Source organism: Aureibacter tunicatorum (genome assembly GCF_036492635.1).
Taxonomy (GTDB): Bacteria; Bacteroidota; Bacteroidia; order Cytophagales; family Cyclobacteriaceae; genus Aureibacter; species Aureibacter tunicatorum.
In genome coordinates this window covers 4245380-4270318 of sequence record NZ_AP025305.1, presented here as the reverse complement: position 1 = coordinate 4270318, position 24939 = coordinate 4245380, and the positions used below count along the sequence as shown (strand labels likewise).

The following is a 24939-nucleotide window of genomic DNA, read 5'->3' as shown; positions in this document are numbered from 1 at the left end:
TTTTCATATTGATTTCAATAATATCTATTTTCAATAACAGATTAAAACAGAAGTTGAATAGTGGGAAATATGAAATTGAAAGAAGAAAATTTTTTATTCGTTAAGGTTAGACATTTTTTAATATTAGTTATTCTTCCGCTTTTTTTATTTACAATTTCTTTTCAAGCTCTTGGCTCTGCCGATGAAGAAAAGATGTTGGAAAAAAAAGCGGATTTTATTTTTCAATTGGCTAAGGATGTGCAGTTTTCTCAAGATTTGGGCAGCACTTATAAGATTGGTTTATTAGGCCGATCCAGAGAGATTAAGAGCTTGTTCAAGCTGTTGGAAGAAAAGAATGAAAACGGCTTGAAAGTCAATGGCAAATCCGTTGAGTTTTTTCATTTTAGAAGATATAAAAAAGTAAAGCCAGTGAATTTGCTTTACTTATCCGCTGATGAAAAAGTGAAATTTGGAGACTTGCAAGATAGATTGGGAGATGAGGTCCCATTTTTTATAGTGACCGAAGATTATCCTTTTGGCACCTCTATGTTCAATATTACTTTTGATGAAGAGGATAATTTAATTTATGAACTGCAAGAGAATATATTTGAGAGGAAACAGGCAATACTTAGCAAAAGCTTGCTAAGCTCTCCAAAAAGAATAAAAACCTTTGATGCATGGGAACAAAAATTCAATAAGGTGAATGCCATGCTTAAAGAAGAAAAAAAAGTAACAGAGGTGCAGAAAGAGCTTATTGATGATCAAACAAAAGAGATCACCGAGAAGTCTGGCGTAATCAAGGAAAAAGATCAAGAATTGCATAATCATCGCGTTGTACTGGCTGTGATATTGTTCTTTTTGTGTATTATCGGTGGGATGTCCTACTGGCTATATAGATTAAACATTTCCAGAAAGGAAGCCTTGGCTGAGGTAAAAAAGAAGAATAAAAATATTTTGAGCAGCATCAATTATGCTCGTCGTATTCAAGAGGCTATGTTGCCTCCAAGAAAGGATATAGAATCAAGGTTTGGAGAGATTTCCTTGATGTTCAAGCCAAAGGACATTGTTAGCGGAGACTTTTACTGGTATATGAATGATGAGAGCAAGACTATGCTGGCTGTAGCTGATTGCACTGGACATGGAGTGCCGGGCGGGTTCATGAGCATGCTTGGAAGCGAGTTATTGAATAAAGTTTCTAGATTGGTGGAATGGAACAAGCCTGAGAATTTGTTGACCCAGGTGGATAATGATATTAAGCGTAATCTTCGCAAAGAAGGTGCTGAACAAACCTCCGACGATGGAATGGATATTTCTTTACTGAGCTTTAATTCTGATTTGTCTAAGGTGTTTTTCAGTGGAGCGAACAACCCTTTGTTATTGATAAGAGGCAATGAAGATTTTTTATTCAGAGGGACAAAAAGAGGGTTAGGAGGTTCGAAAAGAAATAAAAAAGAGTTTGAAGCTGAATCCATTGATCTACAAAAAGGAGATGTTTTGTATATGTTTACTGATGGCTTTCAAGATCAATTTGGCGGACCGGACAATAGGAAATTTATGAGGAAAAAACTGTGCTTGCTGTTGAAGGAAATTTCCTCAATGCCTATGAAGCAACAAGAAGAAAAGTTGGCGAGTGAGTTTGATAGCTGGAAAGGAACTGGAAAACAAATGGATGATGTTACAGTCCTTGGCATGAGAATATAAATTGTTTTTGACTGGAATTGCAAAGCCTAAAATGATTCATTCATTTTAGGCTTTTTTTATGCAGAAGAATTGCATTCTGAGATTGGTCAATAACCGAAAAGCCGAAAAGAAGAGCGGATACATATTTATTCTCCTAATAGAAAAGTTTGATAATAATTTTTTCTAGACAATCTCAATATGACTGACTTTAAAGGTAATGAGGGAGTAACTAATAGGAATTGAGGTATTTACGTTTTTGAATAATGAGCTTTGGATGAATATAGATGCTAATTTTTATAATGTTTTTTAAACAAAATATTTAATAAATCTATTTTCCCTATAGCCATATTGGTTTATGGTAATAAATATTTGAATTAGGTGTAGATTTTTCATGTGGGAATCAATTGACCATATTTTCAAAAGCTCATCAGAGGATACAGAAACGATGAAACAACTTTTCGGCTATTTCCTTATTGCCGGAGGTTTTGTGTTTGCAATCGTTTTAGGAGTTACATTTTATATTCTAAGAAAGTTCAAGGTATCTGATCATTCCAAGCAACATTTTGATACGCATGAAAGCCATAAGGTTGAGTACTTAACTATTGGCTTTGCATCGGTGCTTGTGGTTTCTTTTTTGGTGCTGGCTATAGGAGCAATAAACAAGATACAAACACCGATCCCAGAAGGAAAAGAGCCTGATATAATCATTACAGGACATCAATGGTGGTGGGAGATAAATTATCCCTCAGAAGGTGTAGTGGCTGCCAATGAGCTGCATATTCCTATAGAAAAAAGACTTTTGGTCAGATTGGAGTCAAAAGATGTAATTCATGATTGGTATGTTCCTGCATTGGGTAGAAAGATGGATATGATTCCTGGGCAGTCGAATTATGTCTGGATGCAAGCTTTGGAGCCGGGGCATTATGACGGAGCTTGCAATGAGTATTGCGGAGCCCAGCATGCTTGGATGAGAATATTGGTTGTGGCTCATGAGCAAAACGAATACGAAAAATGGCTTGCGGATCAAAAGAAGAAAGCTTCGATACCACAAACGGCTTTGCAAAAAAAAGGAGCGAAGATATTTCAAGACAAAGTCTGTTCAAATTGCCATGCGATTCAAGGAACTGGAGCTGTTGCTGGGATTGGACCTGACTTGACGCATTTGGGGAGTCGAGAAACATTGCTTGGGGGCAAGTTAAGAAATGGTCCCGGAAGTTTAAAAGATTGGCTAAGAGACCCTCAAAAAGTTAAGCCAGGCGCTCATATGCCTGATTTTCTTTTTACTGAAGAAGAGCTCAATGCTCTGACTGCGTATTTATATAATTTAAAATGACATCATGGATGGAAGGATATAAAAGAAATATGATTCCAGAGCCTGAAACGCCATTGCCATCGATAAAAACAGGCTATGGTTTATTGCAATGGCTGTCAAGCACTGATCATAAGCAGTTGGGGATAATGTACCTGTGGATGGCTTTGTTCTTTTTTCTTGTAGGAGGAGCGGAAGCCATGTTGATGCGGGCTCAATTGGCCCTGCCCGAATTGAACTTGCTAGGACCAGAAGTGTACAATCAACTGTTTACCATGCATGGGACTACGATGGTTTTTCTTGTGTTGATGCCTACGCTAATCGGATTGGGTACGTATTTTCTTCCTTTGATGATTGGTGCGAATGAAATGGCTTTTCCAAGACTGAATGCCATGAGCCTTTGGATCACGCTTTTAGGAGGTTTGTTATTGAATTTTAGTTATTTGGCAGGGGGAGCGCCAGATGCAGGTTGGTTTAGTTACGCGCCCTTGAGTGAAAAAAATTACTCTTTTACTCCCGGACTGGATTATTACTCAATTGGCTTGATTGTCACAGGAATCGGAAGTATAGGAGCTGCGCTTAATTTCATTGTCACTACGATTACCATGCGAGTGAAAGGCATGAAGATGAATAAGCTGCCATTGTTTGTATGGATGGTGTTCTTTAATAGCTTTCTGATACTAGGAGCATTTCCATTATTGAATGCGGGTCTCTTTATGCTGTTGTTGGATAGGCAATTGCAAGCGCACTTTTTCTTGCCGGCGACAGGAGGCTCTGCGGTTCTCTGGCAACATGTATTTTGGGCATTTGGACACCCTGAGGTGTATATTTTAGCATTGCCTGCGTTTGGAATTATTTCGGAGGTAATACCGGTATTTAGTCGTAAGAAAATTTATGGATATGTGACTCTTGCCGCGAGCACTGTGTTTATAGCTTTATTGTCGTTTGGGGTTTGGGCGCATCATATGTTCGCAGTTGGGCTTGGAAACCCCGTAAACACTTTCTTCTCTGCGGCAAGCATGTTGATAGGAATACCAACAGGAATAAAAGTAATCAACTGGACAGCCACGATGTGGGGAGGAAGAATTTTCTTTTCAACATCCATGTTATTCGCAGTGGCCTTTTTGATAGATTTCACATTAGGTGGCTTAAGCGGAATTGCTTTCGCTATTGCTCCGATAGATTGGCATATTACTGATACATATTTTGTGGTAGCTCATATACATTATGTGTTTTTGGGAGGCACATTGTTTGCTTCTTTCGCGGGCATATATTATTGGTTTCCAAAAATTAGCGGTAAGATGCTGTCTGAAAAGTTGGGACAGTGGCATTTTTGGCTTTTTCTTATCGGTTTTAATATGACCTTTTTAATTCAGCACTTGCTGGGCTTGTTGGGAATGCCTCGTAGGGTGTATACTTATCCGGATTTGCCTTATTACGGTTCTATGAATTTCATAGCAACGATGGGAGCAGTATTAATGATGATCGCTATGTTGATATTTATTTTTAATATTTTTCATAGTCTGAGAAAGGGAATGAAAGCTTCTTCAAATCCTTGGTACGCTTGGACGATTGAGTGGTTCGCTTCTTCTCCGCCAAGTTTGAAAAATTTTGATGAACTGGATGAAGTCAAAACTTCCAGGCCTCTTATAGATTGGGAAAAAACAAATCAAAGAAATGATGGTGAATGAATCGGCAATAAGGTACAAACAATCAAGATTGATGATTCAATTGCTTTTGGCATCAGAGGCTTTGTTTTTCGCAGCTTTGATTATTGCCTTTGTGTATTTTAGGAATTTATCCATGGATTGGAGCGAATCTTCAAAGCATCTGCAGGTAGAAAGAACAGGTTTCTTTTCGATTTTCTTGTTTGCAAGCAGTGGTACGATAGCATTATGGTCCAATGCGCTTAGGAAAGGCAAGGATAAGTTGGCGCTTATATACTTGGCTATTACGATTGTCTTTGGAGCGGTGTTTTTATTTGGTCAAGCGACAGAGTATCTAAATCTCTTCAGCGAAGAAGTGACTATAGATAAAGATATTTTTGGATCGGCATTTTTCACATTGACAGGCTTTCACGCTTTCCACGTGTTTGTTGGCTTGATAATTTTGATAGTCACATGGATGTTATGCAGAATATTTGGCTACGGAGTTGGAAATGAGCAAATTCCTCCGGGAATGCTTGTGGCCGAATGGTATTGGCACTTTGTGGATGTAGTATGGATCTTTGTTTTCTTCTTTGTTTACTTAAAGCCTTTGATCTGATGATATTAGCAATTGACATATGGAAGCAATGGGTTTTTAGCTTAGGAGAGCTGCCAATATATTTGGTTTTGCTTGTGGCCTTGTTCATAATGATAAAAAGAGGAGGGGCAAGCTTAAAGAATTATATCTTATGGATTATAGCATTAATTGTGGTGATTGTAGCGCTTTCTTCTCCCTTGGCATATTTGGCTCATGGATATTTGTTTTATGCGCATATGCTCCAGCACGTCGCTATTTTGATGTTATTGCCAGCATTACTGTTTTTGAGTTTGGATGGAACAGGTGAGAAATGGCAAGGAAGAAAAGTGAAATTGAGACCAGTATTGTCTTGGGTAGTGTTTGTATTGTTTATGTGGTTGATTCACGCGCCTGGGTTTGTGAATGAAAGCATGCCATTGTTTAGGATATGTCCTACACCTGAGCAATGGTCGAATATACAGCCCTTGGTTTATTTATTGAGTTTATTGATAGGCTTGTGGTTTTATTATCCAGTATTGAATCCTGATTATTCTAATAGATTGGCGCCAATGAAAGGAATTTCGTATTTGGTGACAGCTTGCATCGCATGCAGTTTGCTAGGCATTGCTATCGCGTTTTCTCCTAAGATCTTATACCCGAAATTTTCGGAAAATGTTATGTCGGGAAATTTACAATCATTGGTGGTAAACGATTGGAAAGTCAGCCCTAGATCCGATCAGCAAGTTGCCGGCCTTATCATGTGGGTGCCTGGATGTTTGATTTATTTATCTATTTCCATGGTTATTTTCTTTAAATGGATGTCTAATGAAAAAGTAAGTTGACTTATGTCAGAGAATGAGAAAAAGCAAAAACATAAAGCTTATCCTCCTTATTTGCCTGCGCCAACCTGGTATCCTTTAGTGGTAGCTTTTGGCATAACATTTATATTTTGGGGAATTGTGACTTTGTATGTGTTGTCATTAATTGGATTGGCATTGCTCGCTTACGGAGTTTATGGATGGATCTGGGACATGAGAATTGAAATCAAAGAAATAAGCGAGAAGGAGGCAGAAAATGAGTGAATGCAAACGAGATAATAAAGAACTCGGCAGAAGGTCGTTTTTGACAAAACTAAGCTTTTGGCTTGGGGGAATTTCTGCCGGTATAGTAACAATACCGGTAATCGGAGCCCTATTGCAACCATTAATCAAGCGTAAAAAGCAGGTTTGGAGAAGCGTGGGAAAGAATAACGATTTTGAAGTCGGAAAAACGGTTTTAGTAACGTTTGAAGATAGTGATCCGGATGAATGGGCCAAGACAATATCAAGAACAGCTTCGTGGTTGAGAAAAGACAATGAAAACGAATATACAGCATTTGCCATTAATTGTGCTCATTTGGGTTGTCCAGTAAGGTGGGAAGCAAACTCTGAGTTATTTCTTTGTCCATGCCATGGCGGTGTTTATTATAAAGATGGAAGTGTGGCATCTGGCCCTCCTCCTAAGCCATTGACACGGTATATGGTTAGGTTAAATAAAGGCAATGTTGAGATTATGACGCAGGCATTGCCGATTACAACGCTTAAAGACGGCTAATTCATTTTTTGATAGAGATAAAAATATTTCCATTATGAAAAAAAGAATGTTGAAAATATGGGATTGGCTTGATGATCGAACAGGTGTTTCCGCTTTGGTGGTTCCTTTGGCAACGCATTTGGTGCCTCCGGGGGCCAAGTGGTCTTATGTCTTCGGTAGCGCGACCTTGTTCTGCTTTATGCTTCAAGTGGTCACAGGTATAGGCTTGTCCTTATTGTATCAACCTTCTGTGGAAACAGCTTATGAATCATTAAAATATATCTCAAACCAAGCGGTTTTGGGCAGCTGGTTAAGAGGAATGCATTACTTTGGAGCCTCAGGTATGATTCTTTTGATGGGAATTCATATGATAAGAGTTTACTTGATGGCTGTTTATAAATTCCCAAGAGAAATGCAGTGGATTACGGGAATTGTTTTACTGTTGTTGACCATTGTGATGGGTTTTACAGGCCAGTTGTTAAGGTGGGACGATACAGGTGTCTGGTCTGCTGTAGTCGCCGCGGAGCAGTTGGGGAGAATTCCATTGATAGGGAAGAGCATAGCTTACTTCTTGATTGGTGGAGAAACTATCGGAGGATATACTTTGAGCCGTTTTTATGCTTACCATGTTTTTGTTGTTCCAGCTTTGTTATTCGCATTTACAGCGTTTCATGTTTATTTGGTATTTAGAAATGGTATTTCCGAGCCTCCTAAAAGAGGACGCCTTTTAGGAAAGGAAGACTATAGAGACTGGTATGAAGGAATGTTGAAAAAAGAGGGCGTGCCTTTTTTCCCTTTCGCGGCTTGGAGAGATGTGGTTTTTGGAACGGTGGTTATTTTGATTATCACATTTTTGGCGATATATAAGGGTGCTCCGGAATTGTTGGGGCCGCCTAGGCCGGATAGTATTTATGCCAATCCCAAACCAGATTGGTACCTATCTTGGGTTTTTGCGATTTTTGCATTGATGCCGCCTAAAATAGAAAGTTATGTAATTGCATTTGGTCCTTTGATCATTTTGTTCTTGATGTTTGCTGTTCCATTTTTATCCAAGCGGAAGGAAAGACATCCTATGAGAAGGCCTTGGGCGATAATTGGTGTGGTGTTTACGGTTATGGTGATTATTGCATTCACTGTTGAAGGAATGAGGTCGCCATGGTCGCCAAAATTCGACACTAAGCCATTGCCAGCTGATATTGTTGATAATTCTTCGGCGGAAGTTGTTAAAGGCGCTCAGCTTTTTTATGACAAAGGTTGTCTTTATTGTCATAAGATCGGAGAGTATGGAGGAGCTAGGGGACCTGATTTGACACAAATTGAATATAGGCTTACTTCTTCGGAAATGGTGATTCGTATCGTCAATGGCGGAGGAAATATGCCTGCTTTTGGAGGTTCTTTAAGCGAAAGTGAATTGGCTGCTTTGGTCGCGTTTTTAAAAGCAAAAAAAGCAGATAAGTAAAAAAGCCGTAAAAGATATACGGCTTTTGGTGGAGCATAACGGATTCGAACCGTTGACCCCTACGCTGCCAGCGTAGTGCTCTAGCCAGCTGAGCTAATGCCCCTAAAGGATTGTAAATGTCATAATTGGAGTTGATTTGTCCAAATATTTTCTAACTTTTTGCCTTATCGATTATTCCTCTTTGTGCTTTTTCAAAGAGAAATAAAATGATTTCTTTCAAATCATAAGAATAGCTTTTCTTTAGACATTAATGCTTTCCTTCTGTTCCCAAAGTCTGAATTTGCGAGTTTTTTCAAATATGTTTTTTAGATTCTCTATGTCTTCTTTTTCAAGTTTACGAAGTCTTCTAGCCATGACTTTTTCAGCGGTATCCAGCATTTTGTCAAATGCGTGAGTAGTAAATCCGTCAGCTCCTCCCCAAGAAAATGAAGGAATGAACTTAGGAGGAAAACCTCCGCCATATATATTAGCGGCTATTCCAACGACTGTTCCAGTATTGAACATAGTGTTGATTCCTGCTTTGGAATGATCTCCCATCAGTAGTCCGCAAAATTGTAGGCCGGTGCCGGACAACTTCTCGGTGTTGTAGTCCCAAACTTTGACTTCGGAATAGTTGTTTTTGAGATTGGAAGTATTCGTATCGGCTCCCAAGTTGCACCATTCTCCAATGACCGAATTTCCCAAAAAGCCTTCATGGCCTTTATTGCTGTAGCCAAGAATCACTGAATTGCTGATCTCTCCCCCTACTTTGCTATAGGGGCCGATTGTGGTATTTCTTCTCATTTTGCCCCCCATGTTGATCACAGCTCCTTCGCAAAGACCAAAAGGGCCTTGGATAACGCTGTTTTCTTGTATTTCGGCGTTTTTCCCTATATAGATTGGGCCGTTGTCTGCGTTGAGTATCGCCGCTCGAATTTTCACACCTTTTTCGATGAATACTTGACGAGGGTTGTATACTATTGTATAAGGGTCTTCGATAGGCTCTGATTGTTTGCCATCGATAGCCAAAGGAAAATCGTTTCTGATTTGTTCGCCATTATGAGCAAATATATCCCACGACTTTTTTAAGAACTTAGGCTCCTCGTCCAAGATACGCTTGGCTAATTTGTCAATAGAAGTTTCATCGCTTGTTTTGAATGCAATCAGTTCGTCATTATTGTCAGTAAGCTTTTCCCCTGTGTAAAGCGAGTTGACAGACTGGGCAAGAGTTGATGTAGGAAGACAAGAAGCATTGATATACAGAGTTTCTGTCTTTATTTTTTCTGTATTTTCAATATCAAAATCGAATTCGTTTATAGAAGCCTTAAGGTGCTTCTCCCACTTTTCCAATAAGGTGAAAATACCAACTCTGATTTGAGCGATTGCTCTTGTATATGTGAATGGCAATAAGTTCTTTCTGCACTCTTTGTTTTCGTATATAATTACATTCATTATTCCGATAGGTCTAAACGATGAATATGCAAGTTATGGATATTAAGCGTGTATCGGAAGTTCTTATTTGATAAATAAAGGTCAAGTAGTTGTTTTAGGTGATGTTTAATTAAGTTATTGAGGTGAATTTAAAAATGATATCGATATGTACTAATTACCTTGATTGAATAAGTGTATATTTCTTGATGGCTGAATTTAATTTTGATTCTTTTTGTAAAAAGAGGTGAAAAAGTAATTTCAAATAATCACAAAAAAGGAAGCTTTAAAGCTTCCTTTTTTGTGATTAATAATATATTAGATTATTAAAACTGATCTATTTTTCTTTCTTTTTCTTCCATTTGAAAATTGTAGGATTGATATTGACCTGAGCCCAAAGCCAGTTTTGAGTAGCATTGGAGTCTCCTCCTTTTAGTGTTTCCATGGTTGTGGATGCCACCATTTGAGAATAACCACCTATTATCGCAACGCCTTTTGTTGGGTTGTATCCGAAAGTCAGGTCAAATTCAGTTCCCAATTGATCATCTTCTTTGGCTCCTCCGACAGACTGAAGGATTTGGGCTGTTGACGTGAAGTTATGCACAGTAAGGTCCGCTTTGAATTTCTTTGAGAAAGTATATCCAGCGCCGATATGAGCGTCCCAAAGCCCAACATTTCTATGTCCATTGCCGGCATAGAAGTAGTCCATAATTCCGTAAAATTTATGGTTGGTTCCAAATGAAGGATTGAAACTTTTGTTCTTTGTCTCATTGCCATTCAACTCTGTCCCTGATAGGTAGTCGCTGCCTATATGCACATTGAATTTTTTGGTAAAGTGATATTTCAACCATATCGCCCATAAGTAAGCGCTAACATCTCTAGGCACCCAAACGTTATTTTGAGCTACTCTATCTTCTCCTGACTGTATGTAAAATGACACATCAATGTCTAAATTGCCTATCTCTTTCTCTAAGTAAAAACCGTAGGTTTGAGTGTAAACATTTGTTGAATCTGTAACAGTATTATTAGCGTTTACATTAGACGCTTGGTAGCCATTGTTGATGAACAACAAACTAAGTTTCAATGTCTCCCAGTCTTTGTGTAGCCAAAGGTATTGCATGTTTTTATAGTTGTTGACATTATAGTAGGAGTCGACATCTCCATCCACAGGTGTTCCAAATGCTTGGGAATTTCTATTAAAAGCCAATCCTAGGTCGGCTTTGAAGCCATTTTTTGAAAACCTAAATATACCCGCATCGTGAAAACGGCCTTGGTTCGCCCAATCCAATGCACCAAAAATTCGCTCGTCATCATAGGAGATGGCTTGGCGGCCGAGTTTTAAAGAAAAACTTGGAAGAAAAAATACTTCTGCCCATGCGCGAGCAATGGCTGTTCTCGCTCCATCATTAAGAGCGGCTTGTTGGGTATCACCCCAAGTTCTAACGTCTTGAACGGAGAATCCGATTTTTATTTTCTCAGAATCGTAATGGAAGTTGATTCGAGCCCGTTGAGTGACACCGAATATGGCATCTTGGTCTTTGTCCACTAGTGAAAACACCCCGTGTCTCATTTCTCCACGAGGTCTTAATTGCGCGTCGATTTTTATTTCTTGGGCAAATGAAGGAAGGGAAATGATCAAGAAAAATAAAAGGCTGAAGCTGAATGATTTAACGGTAAAATTTCTTTTCATTGCTGATTACTTTGGTGTTAATTGAAATATTTCAATCAAAAACTTTCTTATAAAGCAATCAAAATTGAAAATGTTTGGATTTGAACGATTTTTTTTATTATAAATCTAATTTTTTAAAAAATCATTTCGATGTTATAGTTTATAAAGTGATTTAGCTTTAGATGATTTATGTCCTGTCCATTAGTGTTTTCCTTATTTTTCAAGCCTTTCTCTATTTAGAATAATTATACATACAAATAGTTCAGTTTTTGAAATACAGATTTTAATATAAAAATCTTGTGTTTGAAAAAAACAAAACGATGCCTGTTAAGAGTTACATAGCATATCCAATTGAAGGAAAAAAAGAAGAATTAATTGATTCCATTGAAAAATTACCAAGCTGCGAGGTAGTTCCTTCTGAGAATCATGAAGTGATTATCATTGTTACGGATGCATTGTCCAAAGAAGACGATGAGCAAATTCAGGCGAATCTTAAAAATATTCCAAGTCTGATGTCACTCTCCATGGTTGCAGGCTTTGAGGTTAATTAAAGATATGAACATGTTTGAACAAAATGAAAGTCGTAGATCATTCCTGAAAAAACTGGCGCTGATGTCTGCTGTGACTACAGCGACAACCATGATTCCGGGAATACTTTTTGCCGAAGAGCAATTAGCAAATCTTCCAGCGGGAGATTTGGAGTGGAAAAAAGCGCCATGTCGATTTTGTGGAGTTGGCTGTGGAGTAAAGGTAGGAATCGAAAATGGCAAAGCTGTTGCCGTGAAAGGCGATGAAAACTCAACAGTTAACAAAGGGCTTTGCTGCGCCAAAGGGTATAATGCGGTGATTGCTATGTATGGAGCGGATCGTATTAAAAAGCCATTGGTGAAAAAAGGTGACAAGTATGTTGAAGTTTCAATGAAAGAAGCATTGGACCTTGTGGCTTCCAAAATGAAAGAAACACGCGAGCAATATGGCAATGACAGCTTGTCCATATATGGATCGGGTCAGTGGACTATACAAGATGGATATGTAGCTTCCAAATTGTTCAAAGGTTGTTTGAGTACCAATAATGTCGAGGCGAATGCTCGTCTATGCATGGCCGGAGCTGTAACAGGTTTCTTGACATCTTTTGGAATGGACGAGCCGATGGGATGCTATGATGATATTGATCATGCGGACGTATTCTTTTTGTGGGGGAATAATATGGCTGAGATGCACCCGGTGCTGTTTTCGAGACTTTTGGATCAAAAGTATAAAAGAAAGGCAGTCATCATAGATTTCGCTACTCGAACGACTCGAACAAGTGTCGCCGCGGACAAGTCAATTTTGTTCAAGCCTCAAACTGATTTGGCTGTTGCCAATGCAATCAGTTATGTAATTCTGAAAAATGGCTGGGAAAATAAAGAGTTTGTATCCAAATACTGCACTCTTAGTAAAGGAAAGACAAATATCGGGTACGGCTTGAGAGATAAATTTAAGTTTTCTGATGAGCCTGTTCCGATTGATCTGGATGAGTATATAGAGTTTTTAGAAGATTATACGCCTGAAAAGGTGGAGAAAATATCCGGAGTATCTGCTAAGGATATTCGTTATATGGCTTCATTGTATGGAGATCCCAATAAGAAAGTAACATCATTTTGGTGCATGGGGATGAATCAGCATACTCGTGCGACTTGGATCAATAACTTGGTTTATAACATCCATTTACTGACAGGAAAGATATCCACGCCAGGTAATAGTCCTTTCTCGCTTACTGGTCAGCCGAGTGCTTGTGGTACGGTAAGAGAAGTCGGAACATTAACGAACCGCTTGCCTAAAGGCGTGGTTAATAATCAAAAGGATAGAGAGTTTGCCGCTAAAATTTGGGGAGTTCCTGCTTCAAATATACCTCCGAAACCGACTTATCACACTGTCGAAATGTTTAGAGCTTTGGATCGGGGAGATATCAAGTTTATGTGGATACAAGTTACGAATCCTATGGTTTCATTGCCGAATGTCAATCGCTATACCGCTGGAGCTAAAAAAGAAGGACGATTTGTAGTAGTGTCGGATATTTATCCTACACCTACAACGGATGTGGCTGATGTGATTTTGCCTTCAGCGATGTGGGTGGAACGAGAAGGAATGTTTGGTAATTCAGAAAGAAGAACTCAGTATTTCGAACAGATGGTGGAGCCGCCAGGTGAAAGCATGAGCGATACTTGGCAATTAATAGAAGTTGCTCGTCGATTGGGGTTTGAAAAGCAGTTTCCATATAAGAAGGAGACTCATATAGAAGAAATTTACAATGAGTATCGACAATTTCATGATAATGACAAGCATAATATGGCTCCTTTGGAGGTGTTGAAAGCTGAAGCAGGCATGCAATGGCCTTATGTGAATGGCAAGCCTACTAAGTGGAGGTTCAATGCCAAGTATGATCCTGCTTGCACTAAAGGGGAATTCGACTTCTATGGAAGACCTGATGGCAAAGCGGTGATATGGCAGAGGCCTTATGAAGGGCCTGCTGAAGTGCCTACTGCAGAGTATCCATTTTGGCTGAATACAGGGAGAGTATTGGAGCATTGGCATACAGGCTCGATGACTATGCGTGTTCCTACATTGTATCGCGCTATGCCACATGCTTATGTGGAATTAAATCCAGCTGATGCTAATGATAAAGGTATAAATACTGGAGATATGGTTCGATTAAGTTCGAAAAGAGGAGAATTAGTTCTTCCTGCATTGATTAACGATAGAGGTTTGCCTCCTGTAGGTCAGGTGTTTGTTCCTTTTTTCGATGAGAATATGTTGGTGAACAAATTAACGATCGATGCATATGATCCGATTTCAGCCGAACCAGATTATAAAAAATGTGCTGTTCAAGTAGAAAAGGTTTAACCCAAAGGTATTTGCTATGAAGCATTTTTTAGTATTAATATTTTTCGGACTATTGATTTTCGCCTCTGCAATTATTGTGGCCTATAGTCTGAAAGCTGTTCAAGAAGAAGCGAAAACTCCGCTCATCAAACAAGTTGATGATGAGTACAAGATTCTGCCATATGAGAGCGGTGTTTTTGAAAGGGCAAGCTTTGCGGAAGAGTATGCTCAACTTCCTCTTGAAATCAGAAATGAAATAACACTAAAAGAGTATTATCGAAATAAGGCATTTCATGGAGCTCCTCCTACTATTCCTCATCCGATTTTAGATCCTAAGACGATGGGAGGAAAAGGTTGTCTCCAATGTCATCAAAATGGAGGTTTTGTTGCTGAGTTTAAAACTTTTGCTCCAATTACTCCGCACCCTGAGATGGTGAATTGCAGACAATGTCATGTTGGCGTGCAAACTGATGGTTTGTTTAAAGAGTCAACATACAAGAAGCTGAAAGCTCCGCCTTTAGGAAATGTTTCTACAGTGTCAAGTCCGCCTGTTGTTCCTCATCAGCTTCAGATGCATGAGAACTGTTTGGCATGCCACGGTGGACCAAGCGCGCCTAAAGAGATTCGAGTGACACATCCTGAAAGAGTTAATTGTCTTCAGTGCCATGTTAGCAACAATCTAGAGCTAGTTCCTATACCAGCTTATTCAAGGAAAAAAGAAAATTAAGTCTAAGATTATGAGAAATGTATTTTACTTTTTGATAATAATGACTCTGGCATTTTCCTCTTGTAATAATCACCGAGAGGAACAAGAACATGAAAGTACTTTTCATAGAATATTAAGAGAAGGGAAAGACTATCAGGCTTTTTACATAGGAGATAATTCGGAAATTTATTTTGATACAGTTCTTGTGATGCCTGATACGATTGCTGCCCATGCTTTTGCTATTCCGAAAAGGTCAGCCATAGTTCAGGAGTTTCCGTGTGAAAATTGTCACTCAGTCCCATTAAAGCAACTAAAGCTCCAAGGGGACGCATGGGGGGATTTTCCAAATCCGAAAGGAGATCCTAAGATTAAAGAAAGCAATGAGAAGTGGAATTCTTATTTTAAAAAGGCTCACTGGGATGTGATAATGGCTCATGGTGACTCTAGCACGATGGATTGCGCGACTTGTCATGATGAGAAGAATATGAATCAGCTTAAGAGCATTACAAACAAGACAGTAAGTTTCAATGCGAGTTATGCTGTTTGTGCTCAGTGTCATAGCACTCAATTCAAAGAATGGGAAAACGGAGCTCATGGCAAGCGTTTGAATGGTTGGGGCAAGCCTAAAATTAGACAGACATGTGTAGGGTGTCATAATCCTCATGATCCTAAAATTAAGCATAGGTGGCCTTCACGACTGAATACCCACATGATACAGCAAAGGAATTAAAAATTAACACTACAATACTATGAGTGGTAAGATAAAAGAATGGTTTGCTCTTTTAACGAAATCTAATCAAGACCAAAAACAATCGCATGGAGGTTGTGGGTCATCAGGTAAGCCTTGTTCTTGCAAAGGTGGTGCTGGAGAGGAAAACAAGAAAAACGATGGTTATGATCAGGTATTGGGAGCTTCTTCCGGCCGTCGAGGTGCATTGCAAAAATTAACTTCAAGCCTTATGATTGGCGCTGGAGCTGTGTCTTCGGCATGTAGTGTTACTGATGGAAAAGATAAAAAAGAGCTTTCTCAAATCGAATGGGAAGAATACTTTAAAGGAAATTATCGCTTGATGTCTAGTAAGGAAAAGCAGAATACTGTGGATCGGCTTACTAAGTCTTACGAGATACGAAAGGGCGATAAAATCAATCTTTCTGCAAAAGGCCCTGAAAAAGATGTGCTTTATGGCTACGCATTTAATATTTCAAAGTGCCAAGGCTATATGGATTGTGTCAATGCCTGTGTGGAAGAAAATAATCAGGATAGAGCTTCAGAAATGCAATACATTCGTATTCATGAGATAGGCAGAGGAAATGGAATAGACTTTATGAATGGCGATGATACTTTCTACCATGAAGTGCCGGCCGCGGGACATTTTTATGTTGGAACTCAGTGTTTTCATTGCGATAACCCTCCTTGCGTAGATGTTTGTCCTGTGAATGCGACATGGAAAGAAAAAGACGGTATTGTCGTAATTGATTATGACTGGTGCATTGGTTGTAGATATTGCATGGCAGCTTGTCCGTATGATGGTAGAAGGTTTAATTGGAAAACACCGGAAGTGCCTGAAGAAGAAGTGAATAAAGATCAGCATTATCTAGGGAATCGCTTGAGAAAGAATGGAGTAATGGAAAAATGCACTTTCTGTATTCAGCGTTCTCGTGAAGGTGAGAATCCTGCTTGTGTGGAAGCTTGTCCTACTGGCGCTAGAGTTTTTGGCAATTTGTTGGATCCGAATAGTGATATCAGATGGATAATTGAGAATAAGAACGTGTTTCGTCTTAAAGAGGATTTGGGAACGGAGCCTAAGTTTTGGTATTATATGGATTAATAATTAAACGGAAGATTCATGAAAGTTTTTATTAATTTGCTTAAGGACAGTGGTCGATACATTGTAAGAGGTACAAAAACTTACCATCTATGGATGGGGACGTTGACTTTTGTAATGTTAGTAGGAGCATTGTGTTATGGCATTCAGATAGCTGACGGGCTTCATGTTACAGGTATGACAGACCGAGTGAGTTGGGGATTATATATTTCTAACTTTACGTTTTTGGTTGGAGTTGCGGCTGCGGCTGTGATGTTGGTTTTGCCTACTTATATACTCAATGATGTCGACTTCAAGCAAGCGGTGCTTATTGGAGAGGGAATGGCTGTGGCGGCATTGCTTATGTGCTTGGCTTTTGTAGTTGTGGATATAGGAGGGCCTGCTAGGTTTTGGCATATTATTCCTTTTATTGGCGATTTTAATTTCCCAAAATCTTTACTCGCTTGGGATGTGCTTGTTATTAATGGATATTTGCTTATTAACCTGACGATTCCATTGTACATTTTGATTATGCGCTATCAGGGGAAAACCCCTAATCCTAAGATCTACCTTCCTGGCTTGATTATTTCAGTTTTCTGGGCTGTGGCTATTCACATGGTAACAGCATTCCTCTTGCAAGGACTTCCTGCGAGACCTTTCTGGAATACTGGCCTTTTAGGTCCAAGATTTTTGGCTTCGGCATTTACGGCAGGTCCCGCCTTGATTATTATTGCCTTGGCGATGATAAGAAAATTCACGGACTTTGATATTCCAGACAAGACCTTAAGAAAATTAGGTTTGATAATTACGGTCGCGGCTCAGATTAATTTAATCATGCTATTGTCGGAGTTGTTTAAAGAATTTTACTTTCCAACCCATCATAGCGAAAGCGCTTACTATTTGTTCTTTGGTTTGGAAGGTAAGCATGCTTTGGTGCCATGGATTCGAACCTCAATATTTATTAATGTCATAGCTACTGTAGGACTTTTCTTTCATAAGGTTCGAAATAATTTGAGGTTGCTTTATATTGCCAGTGGCCTTCTTTTTATCGCCATATGGATCGAGAAAGGTTTTGGAATGATCATTCCTGGGTTTATACCGGGTCCTTGGGGAGCTATAGTCGAATATCAGCCAACAGGTATCGAAATCGGAGTGACATTTGGAATTTGGGCGATGGGGGCTTTTATCTTTACGATACTCGCAAGAATGGGAATAGCTATTGAATTGAGAAAAATTAAGTACAAAGATGCTGAAGTAGAGTCTTAAGAAAATTTAAAAAGCGATTATTGCTGGGTATTCGTGTGAAATCGTGACGATTGAATATAAAAATGATGTCTGGCAATTAAATTTTGCAAACAAAAAAGCCTTTCTCGATTATATCGGGAAAGGCTTTTCTTTATTAGAAGTAATTGTTGATTAGCTTCTTTTGTATTTTTTGTTGAATCTTTCAACTCTACCAGCAGTACGAACCATACCTTTCTTACCAGTGTAGAATGGGTGTGAAGCAGAAGAAACTTCTAGCTTGATTACTGGGTATGTGTTTCCATCTTCCCACTCAATAGTGTCTTTAGAAGTCGCTGTAGAGCGAGTCAAGAATTTAAAATCGCTTGACAAATCGTGGAATACAACTCGGTTGTACTCTGGGTGGATATCCTTTTTCATGACTATATACGTATTATATTTTATTTCTTATTTTACAAAAGAGACGCAAAGGTAATAAAGAATTCATATACCAACAAGTATTAACGTTGATAAATCTTCCGAAAAGGCATGGTATGTGAAGTCGTTTGACTCTCAATATAAGCTGATTGCGAATTTCTTGAAAATTTGGCATCAAAGCAAAATACTAATGATTAAATTTAATAGGCAAGCTTTTATTATTTTGACGATAAAAGTGTATATTTTGCTAGAATGACTAAATGATTGAGTCATTGTTATTTTTTCCAACTCTTTTAATTTTTTTCTGTTAATAAAGTACTAATTATTGTCTTATCAGTAATATTTTAAACTCGAATGGATAAAGTTAATTTTCGAACCTTCGGTATTTTTCTTTGCCTTTTGGCAATGTTGGCCTTGCCTTCTTTGTTGAACGCTCAAGGCAAGCTATCCAAAGGCATTAAAAAAGTGGAAAGGGGGGAGTATAACTCAGCGATATCTTTTTTTGAACAGAGTGTCAAAAAAGGCGAGATGGTTGCGGAGTCAAATTATTGGATTGGAGAGTGTTACCGTATGTCCAATAGAGTGAAAGAAGCTAGAGGGTATTACAAGCTGGCATATGATGACGGTTTGCCTTTTGAGGATTTGCCATTGTCATATGCTATTTCAATGGTTGCGCATGAGGATTATAGTGGTGCAAAGATTGTTTTGGAGGAGTTTGTTGGGAGAGAAGCCAATGAAGAGAATGAAAACTATATCATGAATGCTGAGGATTACTTGGCTAATCTGGAATATCTAGAGCAGATTGAAGGAAAAAAGAGCGTATATCGTGTCAAGAATATGGAAAGCATTAACACTGAGTTTGCTGAGTATGCTCCATTTTATTATAAGGGAAATCTGTTTTTTACTTCTAATAGAGGTGAAGGCGATATTTATAAAGCTACAGGGTCTTATTTCACGGATTTGTATTCTGTGAAAACAAAAGGAGCTATAGTGGATTTGGAATCGTTGCAAAAACTGGGAAAAGAGTTCAATTCTATTGGAGTAAACGATGGTTGCATTGCTTTTTCTCCATCTGGAAAAACAGTCGTTTTCGCTAAAGGAAATACAGGGAAGAAAAAAGGACGAGCGGATGTGAGTTTGTATATTACATACAAGAAAGATGGCAAATGGACAGAGCCAAGGTTAATGGAGATAAATACTCCTGATTCATGGAATTCAACCCCAGCTTTTAGCCATGATGGAAAAACCTTGTATTTTTCTTCAAATAGAATGGGCGGTTATGGAGGCACGGATCTTTATTCGGCAACAAAAGACTCTAGAGGCCGATGGACTAATGTGAGAAATATGGGACCTAAGATCAATACTTTTGGCAATGAAATGTTTCCTACAGTTTCAAAATATGGCAAATTTTACTTTTCCTCGGATGGTCATCCATCTTTTGGGGGCTTGGACTTATTTTCAGCTCAAAGGCAAAATGGGACTATTGTCGTAAGAAATCTAGGCAAGCCAATCAATTCGGCGGCTGATGATTTTGCTTTATTCATGTATAGCAGAGGCAAAGGCTTTTTCTCTTCCAATAGAGAGGACGGGAAGGGCGATGATGATATTTACACTTTTGTGAATACAGACCCAAAGAAGAAGATCGTCAATTACTATTTAGCAGGGATCAGTTATACGCTTGATGACGAAGGAAATGAGGTTGTATTGCCTAATACAAGTGTGAAGTTGTTGACGACCAATGAAGATGTGCTTGGAGAAACTGTGACAGACGAAGAAGGGAATTTCAAGTTTAGAGTGTATGAAGGAGAGGTTTATAATTTATTTGGAGCTAAAGACGGTTATTTGACAGGTCGAAACACATTCAGCATGATCGGGAAAGAATTGCCTGAAGAGAAAATGGTGAAGCAAATCAATGAGGTGGTTTATGAAACGAAAGTGGTTCTTAATAAATTGGAATTGAATAAGGCAATAGTGTTGGAAAACATATATTATGATTTTGATAAAGCGAATATCAGAGAAGATGCCGCATTGGAATTGGACAAATTGGTAAACATTTTAGTAGATAATCCTAAAATTAAAATTGAGTTGAGTTCGCATACGGATAGCAAAGGTGAAGCTTTGTATAATCAGGATTTGAGTCAAAGAAGAGCTGAGTCTGCGGTCGCTTATATTATAAGCAAAGGAATTGAGCCTGTAAGATTGCAAGCTAAAGGTTATGGAGAGTCAGCTCCTATAGCCCCTAACACAATGCCTGACGGAAGTGATAATCCTGAAGGACGTCAAAAAAATAGAAGAACGGAATTCAAGGTTACGGACATTATGGATAAGCAACCTTCGGAAGGTATCAAGGAAGAAAATCTTGAGGAATTATTCTTTGGAAGTGGGGATTAGTATTTTATTTTTTTGAGAAAAGAACTTTAAAGAGACTTGTTGGCGAACCAATGAGTCTTTTTTATTGTTGAGGGAAGATATTTTTTCTTAATTTTGGAGAATGATGGTTTCGAAGTGAATTTTGATTTACATGAAAACCATGCATTAATAGTCAGGAACTAGATTCAAATCGATAAAAATAGCAAAAAAATCCTGTTATGAACGAAAGATATATGCAACGCGGTGTTTCAGCGTCGAAAGAGGATGTGCATAATGCGATCAAGAATATTGACAAAGGAGTGTTTCCTCAGGCCTTCTGCAAGATTGTGCCGGATTATTTGGGTGGAGATGATTCTTATTGCAATATCATGCATGCGGATGGCGCTGGTACTAAGTCTTCATTGGCATACGCTTATTGGAAGGAAACTGGTGACATGTCAGTATGGAAAGGCATAGCTCAAGATGCGGTCATTATGAATACCGATGATTTGCTTTGCGTTGGCGCTACTGATAATATTTTGCTTTCGTCCACAATAGGAAGAAATAAAAATTTAATTCCAGGAGAAGTGATCGCTGCTTTGATCAATGGGACAGAGGAAGTGTTGCAGACATTGAGAGATAATGGTGTGAATATCATTAGCACTGGTGGAGAGACAGCGGACCTTGGAGACTTGGTGAGAACAGTTGTCGTTGACAGTACAGTGACCGCTCGAATGAAAAGAGAGGATGTGATCTCAAATGATAAGATCAAAGCTGGAGATGTGATTGTTGGATTGGAGTCTTATGGCCAAGCTTCATATGAGAGTGAATATAACGGTGGAATGGGAAGCAATGGACTTACTTCTGCAAGACATGATGTTTTTGATAAAGTATACAGAGAGAAATACCCTGAAACTTTTGACCATGATGTGCCGCAAGATTTAGTGTATTCCGGCTCATGCAAACTTACGGATGCAGTTGAAGGTTCTCCGTTGGATGCTGGGAAGTTGGTGCTTTCGCCTACAAGAACTTACGCTCCAGTGATTGTAAAGATGCTTGAGGAGTATAGAAAAGTTATCAATGGAATGGTTCATTGCAGTGGAGGAGCTCAAACGAAAGTTCTGCATTTTGTAGAGAATCTTCATATTGTGAAAGATAACTTGTTTGATATCCCGCCATTATTCAAATTGATTCACGAGCAAAGCGGTACGGATTGGAAAGAGATGTACAAGGTGTTTAATATGGGACATAGAATGGAAATCTATTTGCCTGAACAATATGCCAATGATATTATTTCCATATCTAAGAGCTTTAATATTGACGCGAAAATTATCGGTAGAGTCGAGGCTTCAGAAAGTAAAAAAGTGACGATAAAATCTGAAAATGGCGTTTATACTTATTAAAAATAATTGAAAAATTGGTTTTGAAAAAGATTGTCGAATGCGGCAATCTTTTTTTATTTGAAAGGGTGTGATGGAGAAAAGAACTAAGGATTTGGAAAGCAAGCCGATAGCCGAGCTTTTTCAAAAATATTTTTGGCCGGCATTTGTAGGGATTATGGTTACTGCGCTTTATAATGTTGTAGACCGTATATTCATAGGGCAAGGCGTCGGAGCGGAAGCTTTAGGTGGGTTGAGTGTTGTTTATCCTATAATGACGATCATGGTTGCATTCGCCATGTTGATAGGCCAGGGAGCGGGTATACGGATTTCAATATATCTGGGAAAGAAGGATTATGATAGGTGCGAAAGAATTTTAGGCAATGCGATTTTTTTGATGATTATAGCTTCTCTTTTTGTTACTGTATTCGGTTTTTGGCTTAAAGTTCCATTGCTTAGGATATTTGGCGCGTCAGATGTGTTGATGAGTTATGCGAATGATTATCTGGATATTATACTTTTTGGAAGCGTGTTTCAGATTGGCGGGTTTGCGTTGAATAATATTTTGAGAAGCGAGGGAAATGCCAAGAAAGCAATGATGTCAATGGTGATAAGCGCAGTGGTTAACATTGCTTTGGATGCTGTATTTATCTTTATCTTGAATATGGGAGTTAAAGGAGCTGCTTTGGCTACAGTTATTGCTCAGATAACGATGACTGTGATGAATTTACAGTATTTTTTATCTTCAAAAGCAATTGTTAAGTTTTCCTATAAATACATATACCCTCAGACGGAGATTTTGAAAAATATCGTTTCAATTGGAATGTCGTCATTTGCATTGCAGGTAGCAGCGAGTATGGTACAAGCTATTGCAAACACTCAATTGATTAAGTATGGCGGAGATATAGCAGTGGCCTCCATGGGAATTATTAACAGTATAGTGTTGTTGATAGTGATGGGGATAGTCGCTGTGACTATGTCAATACAGCCTATTATTGGCTTTAATTACGGAGCTAAAGAGATGAATAGAGTCAAAGAGGCATTTTGGCTTGGAGTGAAGATCGCTACAGGCATAAGCTTTTTTTCTTGGTGTGTTGTTGAAATTGCGCCTGACTTGATTGTGGATTTGTTTAATGCCGATAATGAGGAACTAAAAAGAATAAGCGTGAATGGATTGAGAATATATTTGGCTGTTTTGCCGATAATAGGCTTTCAGATCGTGATTTCAAGCTTTTATCAAGCAATTGGTTTATCAAAAATATCATTGTTTTTGACTTTGTTGAGGCAAGTGATAATTATGATTCCATTTCTTTTGATTATGCCTAATTTATTAGGTTTGGATGGAGTATGGCTTGTAGGACCCGTATCTGATTTTGGAGCAGCATTAGTCACAACTATTATTTTTGCGAAGAAATATAAGAGCTTATTAGGAGTTGCTTAGCATTAATTTAAATATTATTTTTTTGTTTGAATTTTGTAATCTTCAAATTTCTTGCTTTTTATTTTAATTAAATTATTTAAATAGTATAAGTTGTTGAAAGAGCTGAAATTATTGCTTATCGATTAATGCAAGTCGGTAATAAGGCTTTTTGAATAGAGTGCGAAAATATTAAAATTAACTTATTCTAATATTTTATGCTTTGTGCTAGAAAAACCATATTAGGTTAATTAATTGAATTATAATGTGAATTTTGGTTTTGATTTTTAGTTTTGTGGGTAAATATTTCAACTAAAATCACATATAATGAAAAAGCAATTTTTACTGATCGCTGCTTTGGCGAGTTTACTGTTTTCCGCATGCTCTAATGAAGGCGTGGAAGAATCAATTGATTTGGCTTCACAAACTGCTGATGCAAGTTTAGTTCCCGTTCCTGTTAAATCAACATGTCCTTGTGATAATGAGCCTCCTATTTCTACTCAAATGGTGACTATCAATGGTGCTCCTGAGTATGCAAGCCCAGGGGATATTATAAGACTGACTTATTTTTCAGGATATCCGAATGTAACTAAAGTTGTATGGAAAGTAAATGGTGTTGTTAATTCTGATATCGGAGATGATGGAAGTGTTTATTATGCTTCAGCTGGAATTTCATCTTCTAGAGAATTGATAAGAGAGCCAGGTTATATATTTCCGAAGTATGGCGATGTTTGCGTCGAGCTTATTTTGACTTATGCAAATGGGGCAGTGAGATCAGCGAGCAAGAAAATAAAGAATAAAAATGGTTTGATTGGAATTGACCCAATACCTGTGCCACCTGTTCCTGTTTGCAATTGCGATCCAAATAGAATTGTTGTAGGAATATCGATTATAGGGCCTTCTATCGCTAAGCCAGGACAAAAGTTGATGTTTTCATATTATTTAGCAGATCTTTCCGTGAAAAAATTATTTTGGAAAGTTAATGGAAAAACTGTGAAAACTGAAACTCCAATACTTGGCCCTGAGGGAGTTAAAACAGATTTGTTTGAATATATTATGCCTAAATCTGGAGATATTTGCATAGAGTTGATCGCTGTGTATAAGGATAAAAAGATTTCGGCTTGTAAAATAGTGGAAGAGGATAAGTTGTTACAGCATTTCTAATTTTATAGACTTGATAGTTGTGAAAAAATAGCTCCTGATTAGGGGCTGTTTTTGTTTTGTGTCTTCTGATTTTAGGATTCGATCAATCTGCAGATAAAAAATTATTCATATTTATTTTAAAGTTCGCAATCGAAAATACTTTGATATAATATTCTCAATAAATTTTTAAGTAGAGTATTATTTTACCCTTTACGATTTAACACTATATACTTTTTTAATATTTATTTTTATTTAATAATTTTTTCATGAGCAATTTTTTAAAAAATATAGACGTTTTTTTAAAAACATAGCATTTCTTAA

The 24939-nt window shown here is 38.1% G+C and carries 21 protein-coding genes and 1 tRNA gene; 18 read left to right on the top strand and 4 right to left on the bottom strand.

The window, feature by feature from the left end; translation table 11 throughout:
- Positions 1-69 precede the first annotated feature (69 nt).
- The 8 genes from AABK36_RS17930 to AABK36_RS17895 all read left to right on the top strand — a co-directional run bounded on the left by AABK36_RS17930 (position 70) and on the right by AABK36_RS17895 (position 8222).
- Positions 70-1680 carry a PP2C family protein-serine/threonine phosphatase gene (locus tag AABK36_RS17930; protein WP_309936516.1) on the top strand — a complete coding sequence of 537 codons (1611 nt, stop codon included), beginning with the start codon at positions 70-72 and terminating at the stop codon, positions 1678-1680.
- A 370-nt stretch (positions 1681-2050) separates the two neighbouring features.
- The gene (gene coxB, locus AABK36_RS17925) at positions 2051-2992 is read left to right on the top strand and encodes a cytochrome c oxidase subunit II (protein WP_338390294.1); all 942 of its coding nucleotides are present in this window, start codon (positions 2051-2053) and stop codon (positions 2990-2992) included.
- Positions 2993-3000: 8 nt separating this feature from the next.
- On the top strand, positions 3001-4659 hold the full coding sequence (ctaD, locus tag AABK36_RS17920; RefSeq protein WP_309936514.1) for a cytochrome c oxidase subunit I: 1659 nt from the start codon (positions 3001-3003) through the stop codon (positions 4657-4659).
- Positions 4646-5233 carry a cytochrome c oxidase subunit 3 gene (locus tag AABK36_RS17915; protein ID WP_309936513.1) on the top strand — a complete coding sequence of 196 codons (588 nt, stop codon included), beginning with the start codon at positions 4646-4648 and terminating at the stop codon, positions 5231-5233. Before ctaD ends, AABK36_RS17915 begins: the two co-directional genes overlap by 14 nt.
- On the top strand, positions 5233-6033 hold the full coding sequence (locus AABK36_RS17910; RefSeq protein ID WP_309936512.1) for a cytochrome c oxidase assembly protein: 801 nt from the start codon (positions 5233-5235) through the stop codon (positions 6031-6033). Before AABK36_RS17915 ends, AABK36_RS17910 begins: the two co-directional genes overlap by 1 nt.
- 3 nt (positions 6034-6036) lie before the next feature.
- Entirely contained in the window at positions 6037-6273 is a 237-nt protein-coding gene (locus tag AABK36_RS17905; RefSeq protein WP_309936511.1) for a hypothetical protein, read from the top strand.
- On the top strand, positions 6266-6784 hold the full coding sequence (locus AABK36_RS17900) for a QcrA and Rieske domain-containing protein (RefSeq protein ID WP_309936510.1): 519 nt from the start codon (positions 6266-6268) through the stop codon (positions 6782-6784). The genes AABK36_RS17905 and AABK36_RS17900 overlap by 8 nt, the downstream gene beginning before the upstream one ends.
- Positions 6785-6818: 34 nt before the next feature.
- A complete protein-coding gene (locus tag AABK36_RS17895; RefSeq protein WP_309936509.1) occupies positions 6819-8222 on the top strand; it encodes a cytochrome b N-terminal domain-containing protein in 1404 nt (467 codons plus the stop codon).
- Positions 8223-8248: 26 nt separating this feature from the next.
- Here the strand turns inward: AABK36_RS17895 and AABK36_RS17890 are convergent.
- The 3 genes from AABK36_RS17890 to AABK36_RS17880 form a co-directional block, all read right to left on the bottom strand.
- Positions 8249-8325: transfer RNA gene (locus tag AABK36_RS17890), tRNA-Ala, on the bottom strand.
- Positions 8326-8462: 137 nt separating this feature from the next.
- Positions 8463-9653: a GlmU family protein gene (locus AABK36_RS17885; RefSeq protein WP_309936508.1), complete on the bottom strand. Its 1191-nt coding sequence runs from the start codon at positions 9651-9653 to the stop codon at positions 8463-8465.
- Between the two features lie 313 nt (positions 9654-9966).
- Positions 9967-11319 carry an alginate export family protein gene (locus AABK36_RS17880; protein ID WP_309936507.1) on the bottom strand — a complete coding sequence of 451 codons (1353 nt, stop codon included), beginning with the start codon at positions 11317-11319 and terminating at the stop codon, positions 9967-9969.
- Positions 11320-11618: 299 nt separating this feature from the next.
- On the opposite strand from AABK36_RS17880, the gene AABK36_RS17875 reads away from it, so the two are divergent.
- The 6 genes from AABK36_RS17875 to dsrP are packed head-to-tail and all read left to right on the top strand — an operon-like array spanning position 11619 to position 17937.
- Positions 11619-11849 (top strand): hypothetical protein, encoded by a 231-nt coding sequence (locus AABK36_RS17875; RefSeq protein WP_309936506.1) that lies wholly within the window; start codon positions 11619-11621, stop codon positions 11847-11849.
- A gap of 10 nt (positions 11850-11859) precedes the next feature.
- The gene (locus AABK36_RS17870) at positions 11860-14181 is read left to right on the top strand and encodes a molybdopterin-dependent oxidoreductase (protein WP_309936505.1); all 2322 of its coding nucleotides are present in this window, start codon (positions 11860-11862) and stop codon (positions 14179-14181) included.
- Between the two features lie 16 nt (positions 14182-14197).
- Positions 14198-14887 (top strand): hypothetical protein, encoded by a 690-nt coding sequence (locus tag AABK36_RS17865; protein WP_309936504.1) that lies wholly within the window; start codon positions 14198-14200, stop codon positions 14885-14887.
- A 10-nt stretch (positions 14888-14897) separates the two neighbouring features.
- Positions 14898-15596, top strand: a complete 699-nt coding sequence (locus AABK36_RS17860; RefSeq protein ID WP_309936503.1) for a cytochrome c3 family protein — start codon at positions 14898-14900, stop codon at positions 15594-15596.
- A gap of 19 nt (positions 15597-15615) precedes the next feature.
- Positions 15616-16695 carry a 4Fe-4S dicluster domain-containing protein gene (locus AABK36_RS17855; RefSeq protein ID WP_309936502.1) on the top strand — a complete coding sequence of 360 codons (1080 nt, stop codon included), beginning with the start codon at positions 15616-15618 and terminating at the stop codon, positions 16693-16695.
- Between the two features lie 18 nt (positions 16696-16713).
- Positions 16714-17937 carry a sulfate reduction electron transfer complex DsrMKJOP subunit DsrP gene (dsrP, locus tag AABK36_RS17850; protein WP_309936500.1) on the top strand — a complete coding sequence of 408 codons (1224 nt, stop codon included), beginning with the start codon at positions 16714-16716 and terminating at the stop codon, positions 17935-17937.
- Between the two features lie 150 nt (positions 17938-18087).
- Here dsrP and AABK36_RS17845 read toward each other — a convergent pair whose 3' ends face one another.
- On the bottom strand, positions 18088-18333 hold the full coding sequence (locus AABK36_RS17845) for a type B 50S ribosomal protein L31 (RefSeq protein WP_309936499.1): 246 nt from the start codon (positions 18331-18333) through the stop codon (positions 18088-18090).
- A 351-nt stretch (positions 18334-18684) separates the two neighbouring features.
- On the opposite strand from AABK36_RS17845, the gene AABK36_RS17840 reads away from it, so the two are divergent.
- From AABK36_RS17840 to AABK36_RS17825, 4 genes are all read left to right on the top strand, one after another.
- Positions 18685-20721, top strand: coding sequence for a CHU_0125 family OmpA-like outer membrane integrity protein (locus AABK36_RS17840; RefSeq protein ID WP_309936497.1), 2037 nt, complete (start codon positions 18685-18687; stop codon positions 20719-20721).
- A 197-nt stretch (positions 20722-20918) separates the two neighbouring features.
- Positions 20919-22082, top strand: coding sequence for an AIR synthase related protein (locus AABK36_RS17835; RefSeq protein ID WP_309936496.1), 1164 nt, complete (start codon positions 20919-20921; stop codon positions 22080-22082).
- A 70-nt stretch (positions 22083-22152) separates the two neighbouring features.
- On the top strand, positions 22153-23499 hold the full coding sequence (locus tag AABK36_RS17830; RefSeq protein ID WP_309936495.1) for an MATE family efflux transporter: 1347 nt from the start codon (positions 22153-22155) through the stop codon (positions 23497-23499).
- 303 nt (positions 23500-23802) lie between these two features.
- Complete coding sequence (locus AABK36_RS17825; RefSeq protein ID WP_309936494.1) at positions 23803-24639, top strand: hypothetical protein; 837 nt, start codon at positions 23803-23805, stop codon at positions 24637-24639.
- The last annotated feature ends 300 nt before the right edge of the window (positions 24640-24939 follow it).

What these genes read in the sequence shown, in the direction of transcription:
- AABK36_RS17895 (WP_309936509.1), top strand. Translation starts at nt 6,819, where the DNA reads ATGAAAAAAAGAATGTTGAAAATATGGGATTGGCTTGATGATCGAACA.
- AABK36_RS17845 (WP_309936499.1), bottom strand. Translation starts at nt 18,333, where the DNA reads ATGAAAAAGGATATCCACCCAGAGTACAACCGAGTTGTATTCCACGAT.
- AABK36_RS17900 (WP_309936510.1), top strand. Translation starts at nt 6,266, where the DNA reads ATGAGTGAATGCAAACGAGATAATAAAGAACTCGGCAGAAGGTCGTTT.
- AABK36_RS17885 (WP_309936508.1), bottom strand. Translation starts at nt 9,653, where the DNA reads ATGAATGTAATTATATACGAAAACAAAGAGTGCAGAAAGAACTTATTG.
- AABK36_RS17835 (WP_309936496.1), top strand. Translation starts at nt 20,919, where the DNA reads ATGAACGAAAGATATATGCAACGCGGTGTTTCAGCGTCGAAAGAGGAT.
- AABK36_RS17865 (WP_309936504.1), top strand. Translation starts at nt 14,198, where the DNA reads ATGAAGCATTTTTTAGTATTAATATTTTTCGGACTATTGATTTTCGCC.
- AABK36_RS17880 (WP_309936507.1), bottom strand. Translation starts at nt 11,319, where the DNA reads ATGAAAAGAAATTTTACCGTTAAATCATTCAGCTTCAGCCTTTTATTT.
- AABK36_RS17860 (WP_309936503.1), top strand. Translation starts at nt 14,898, where the DNA reads ATGAGAAATGTATTTTACTTTTTGATAATAATGACTCTGGCATTTTCC.
- AABK36_RS17910 (WP_309936512.1), top strand. Translation starts at nt 5,233, where the DNA reads ATGATATTAGCAATTGACATATGGAAGCAATGGGTTTTTAGCTTAGGA.
- coxB (WP_338390294.1), top strand. Translation starts at nt 2,051, where the DNA reads ATGTGGGAATCAATTGACCATATTTTCAAAAGCTCATCAGAGGATACA.
- AABK36_RS17825 (WP_309936494.1), top strand. Translation starts at nt 23,803, where the DNA reads ATGAAAAAGCAATTTTTACTGATCGCTGCTTTGGCGAGTTTACTGTTT.
- AABK36_RS17870 (WP_309936505.1), top strand. Translation starts at nt 11,860, where the DNA reads ATGTTTGAACAAAATGAAAGTCGTAGATCATTCCTGAAAAAACTGGCG.
- ctaD (WP_309936514.1), top strand. Translation starts at nt 3,001, where the DNA reads ATGGAAGGATATAAAAGAAATATGATTCCAGAGCCTGAAACGCCATTG.
- AABK36_RS17875 (WP_309936506.1), top strand. Translation starts at nt 11,619, where the DNA reads ATGCCTGTTAAGAGTTACATAGCATATCCAATTGAAGGAAAAAAAGAA.
- AABK36_RS17915 (WP_309936513.1), top strand. Translation starts at nt 4,646, where the DNA reads ATGATGGTGAATGAATCGGCAATAAGGTACAAACAATCAAGATTGATG.
- AABK36_RS17830 (WP_309936495.1), top strand. Translation starts at nt 22,153, where the DNA reads ATGGAGAAAAGAACTAAGGATTTGGAAAGCAAGCCGATAGCCGAGCTT.
- AABK36_RS17840 (WP_309936497.1), top strand. Translation starts at nt 18,685, where the DNA reads ATGGATAAAGTTAATTTTCGAACCTTCGGTATTTTTCTTTGCCTTTTG.
- dsrP (WP_309936500.1), top strand. Translation starts at nt 16,714, where the DNA reads ATGAAAGTTTTTATTAATTTGCTTAAGGACAGTGGTCGATACATTGTA.
- AABK36_RS17855 (WP_309936502.1), top strand. Translation starts at nt 15,616, where the DNA reads ATGAGTGGTAAGATAAAAGAATGGTTTGCTCTTTTAACGAAATCTAAT.
- AABK36_RS17930 (WP_309936516.1), top strand. Translation starts at nt 70, where the DNA reads ATGAAATTGAAAGAAGAAAATTTTTTATTCGTTAAGGTTAGACATTTT.
- AABK36_RS17905 (WP_309936511.1), top strand. Translation starts at nt 6,037, where the DNA reads ATGTCAGAGAATGAGAAAAAGCAAAAACATAAAGCTTATCCTCCTTAT.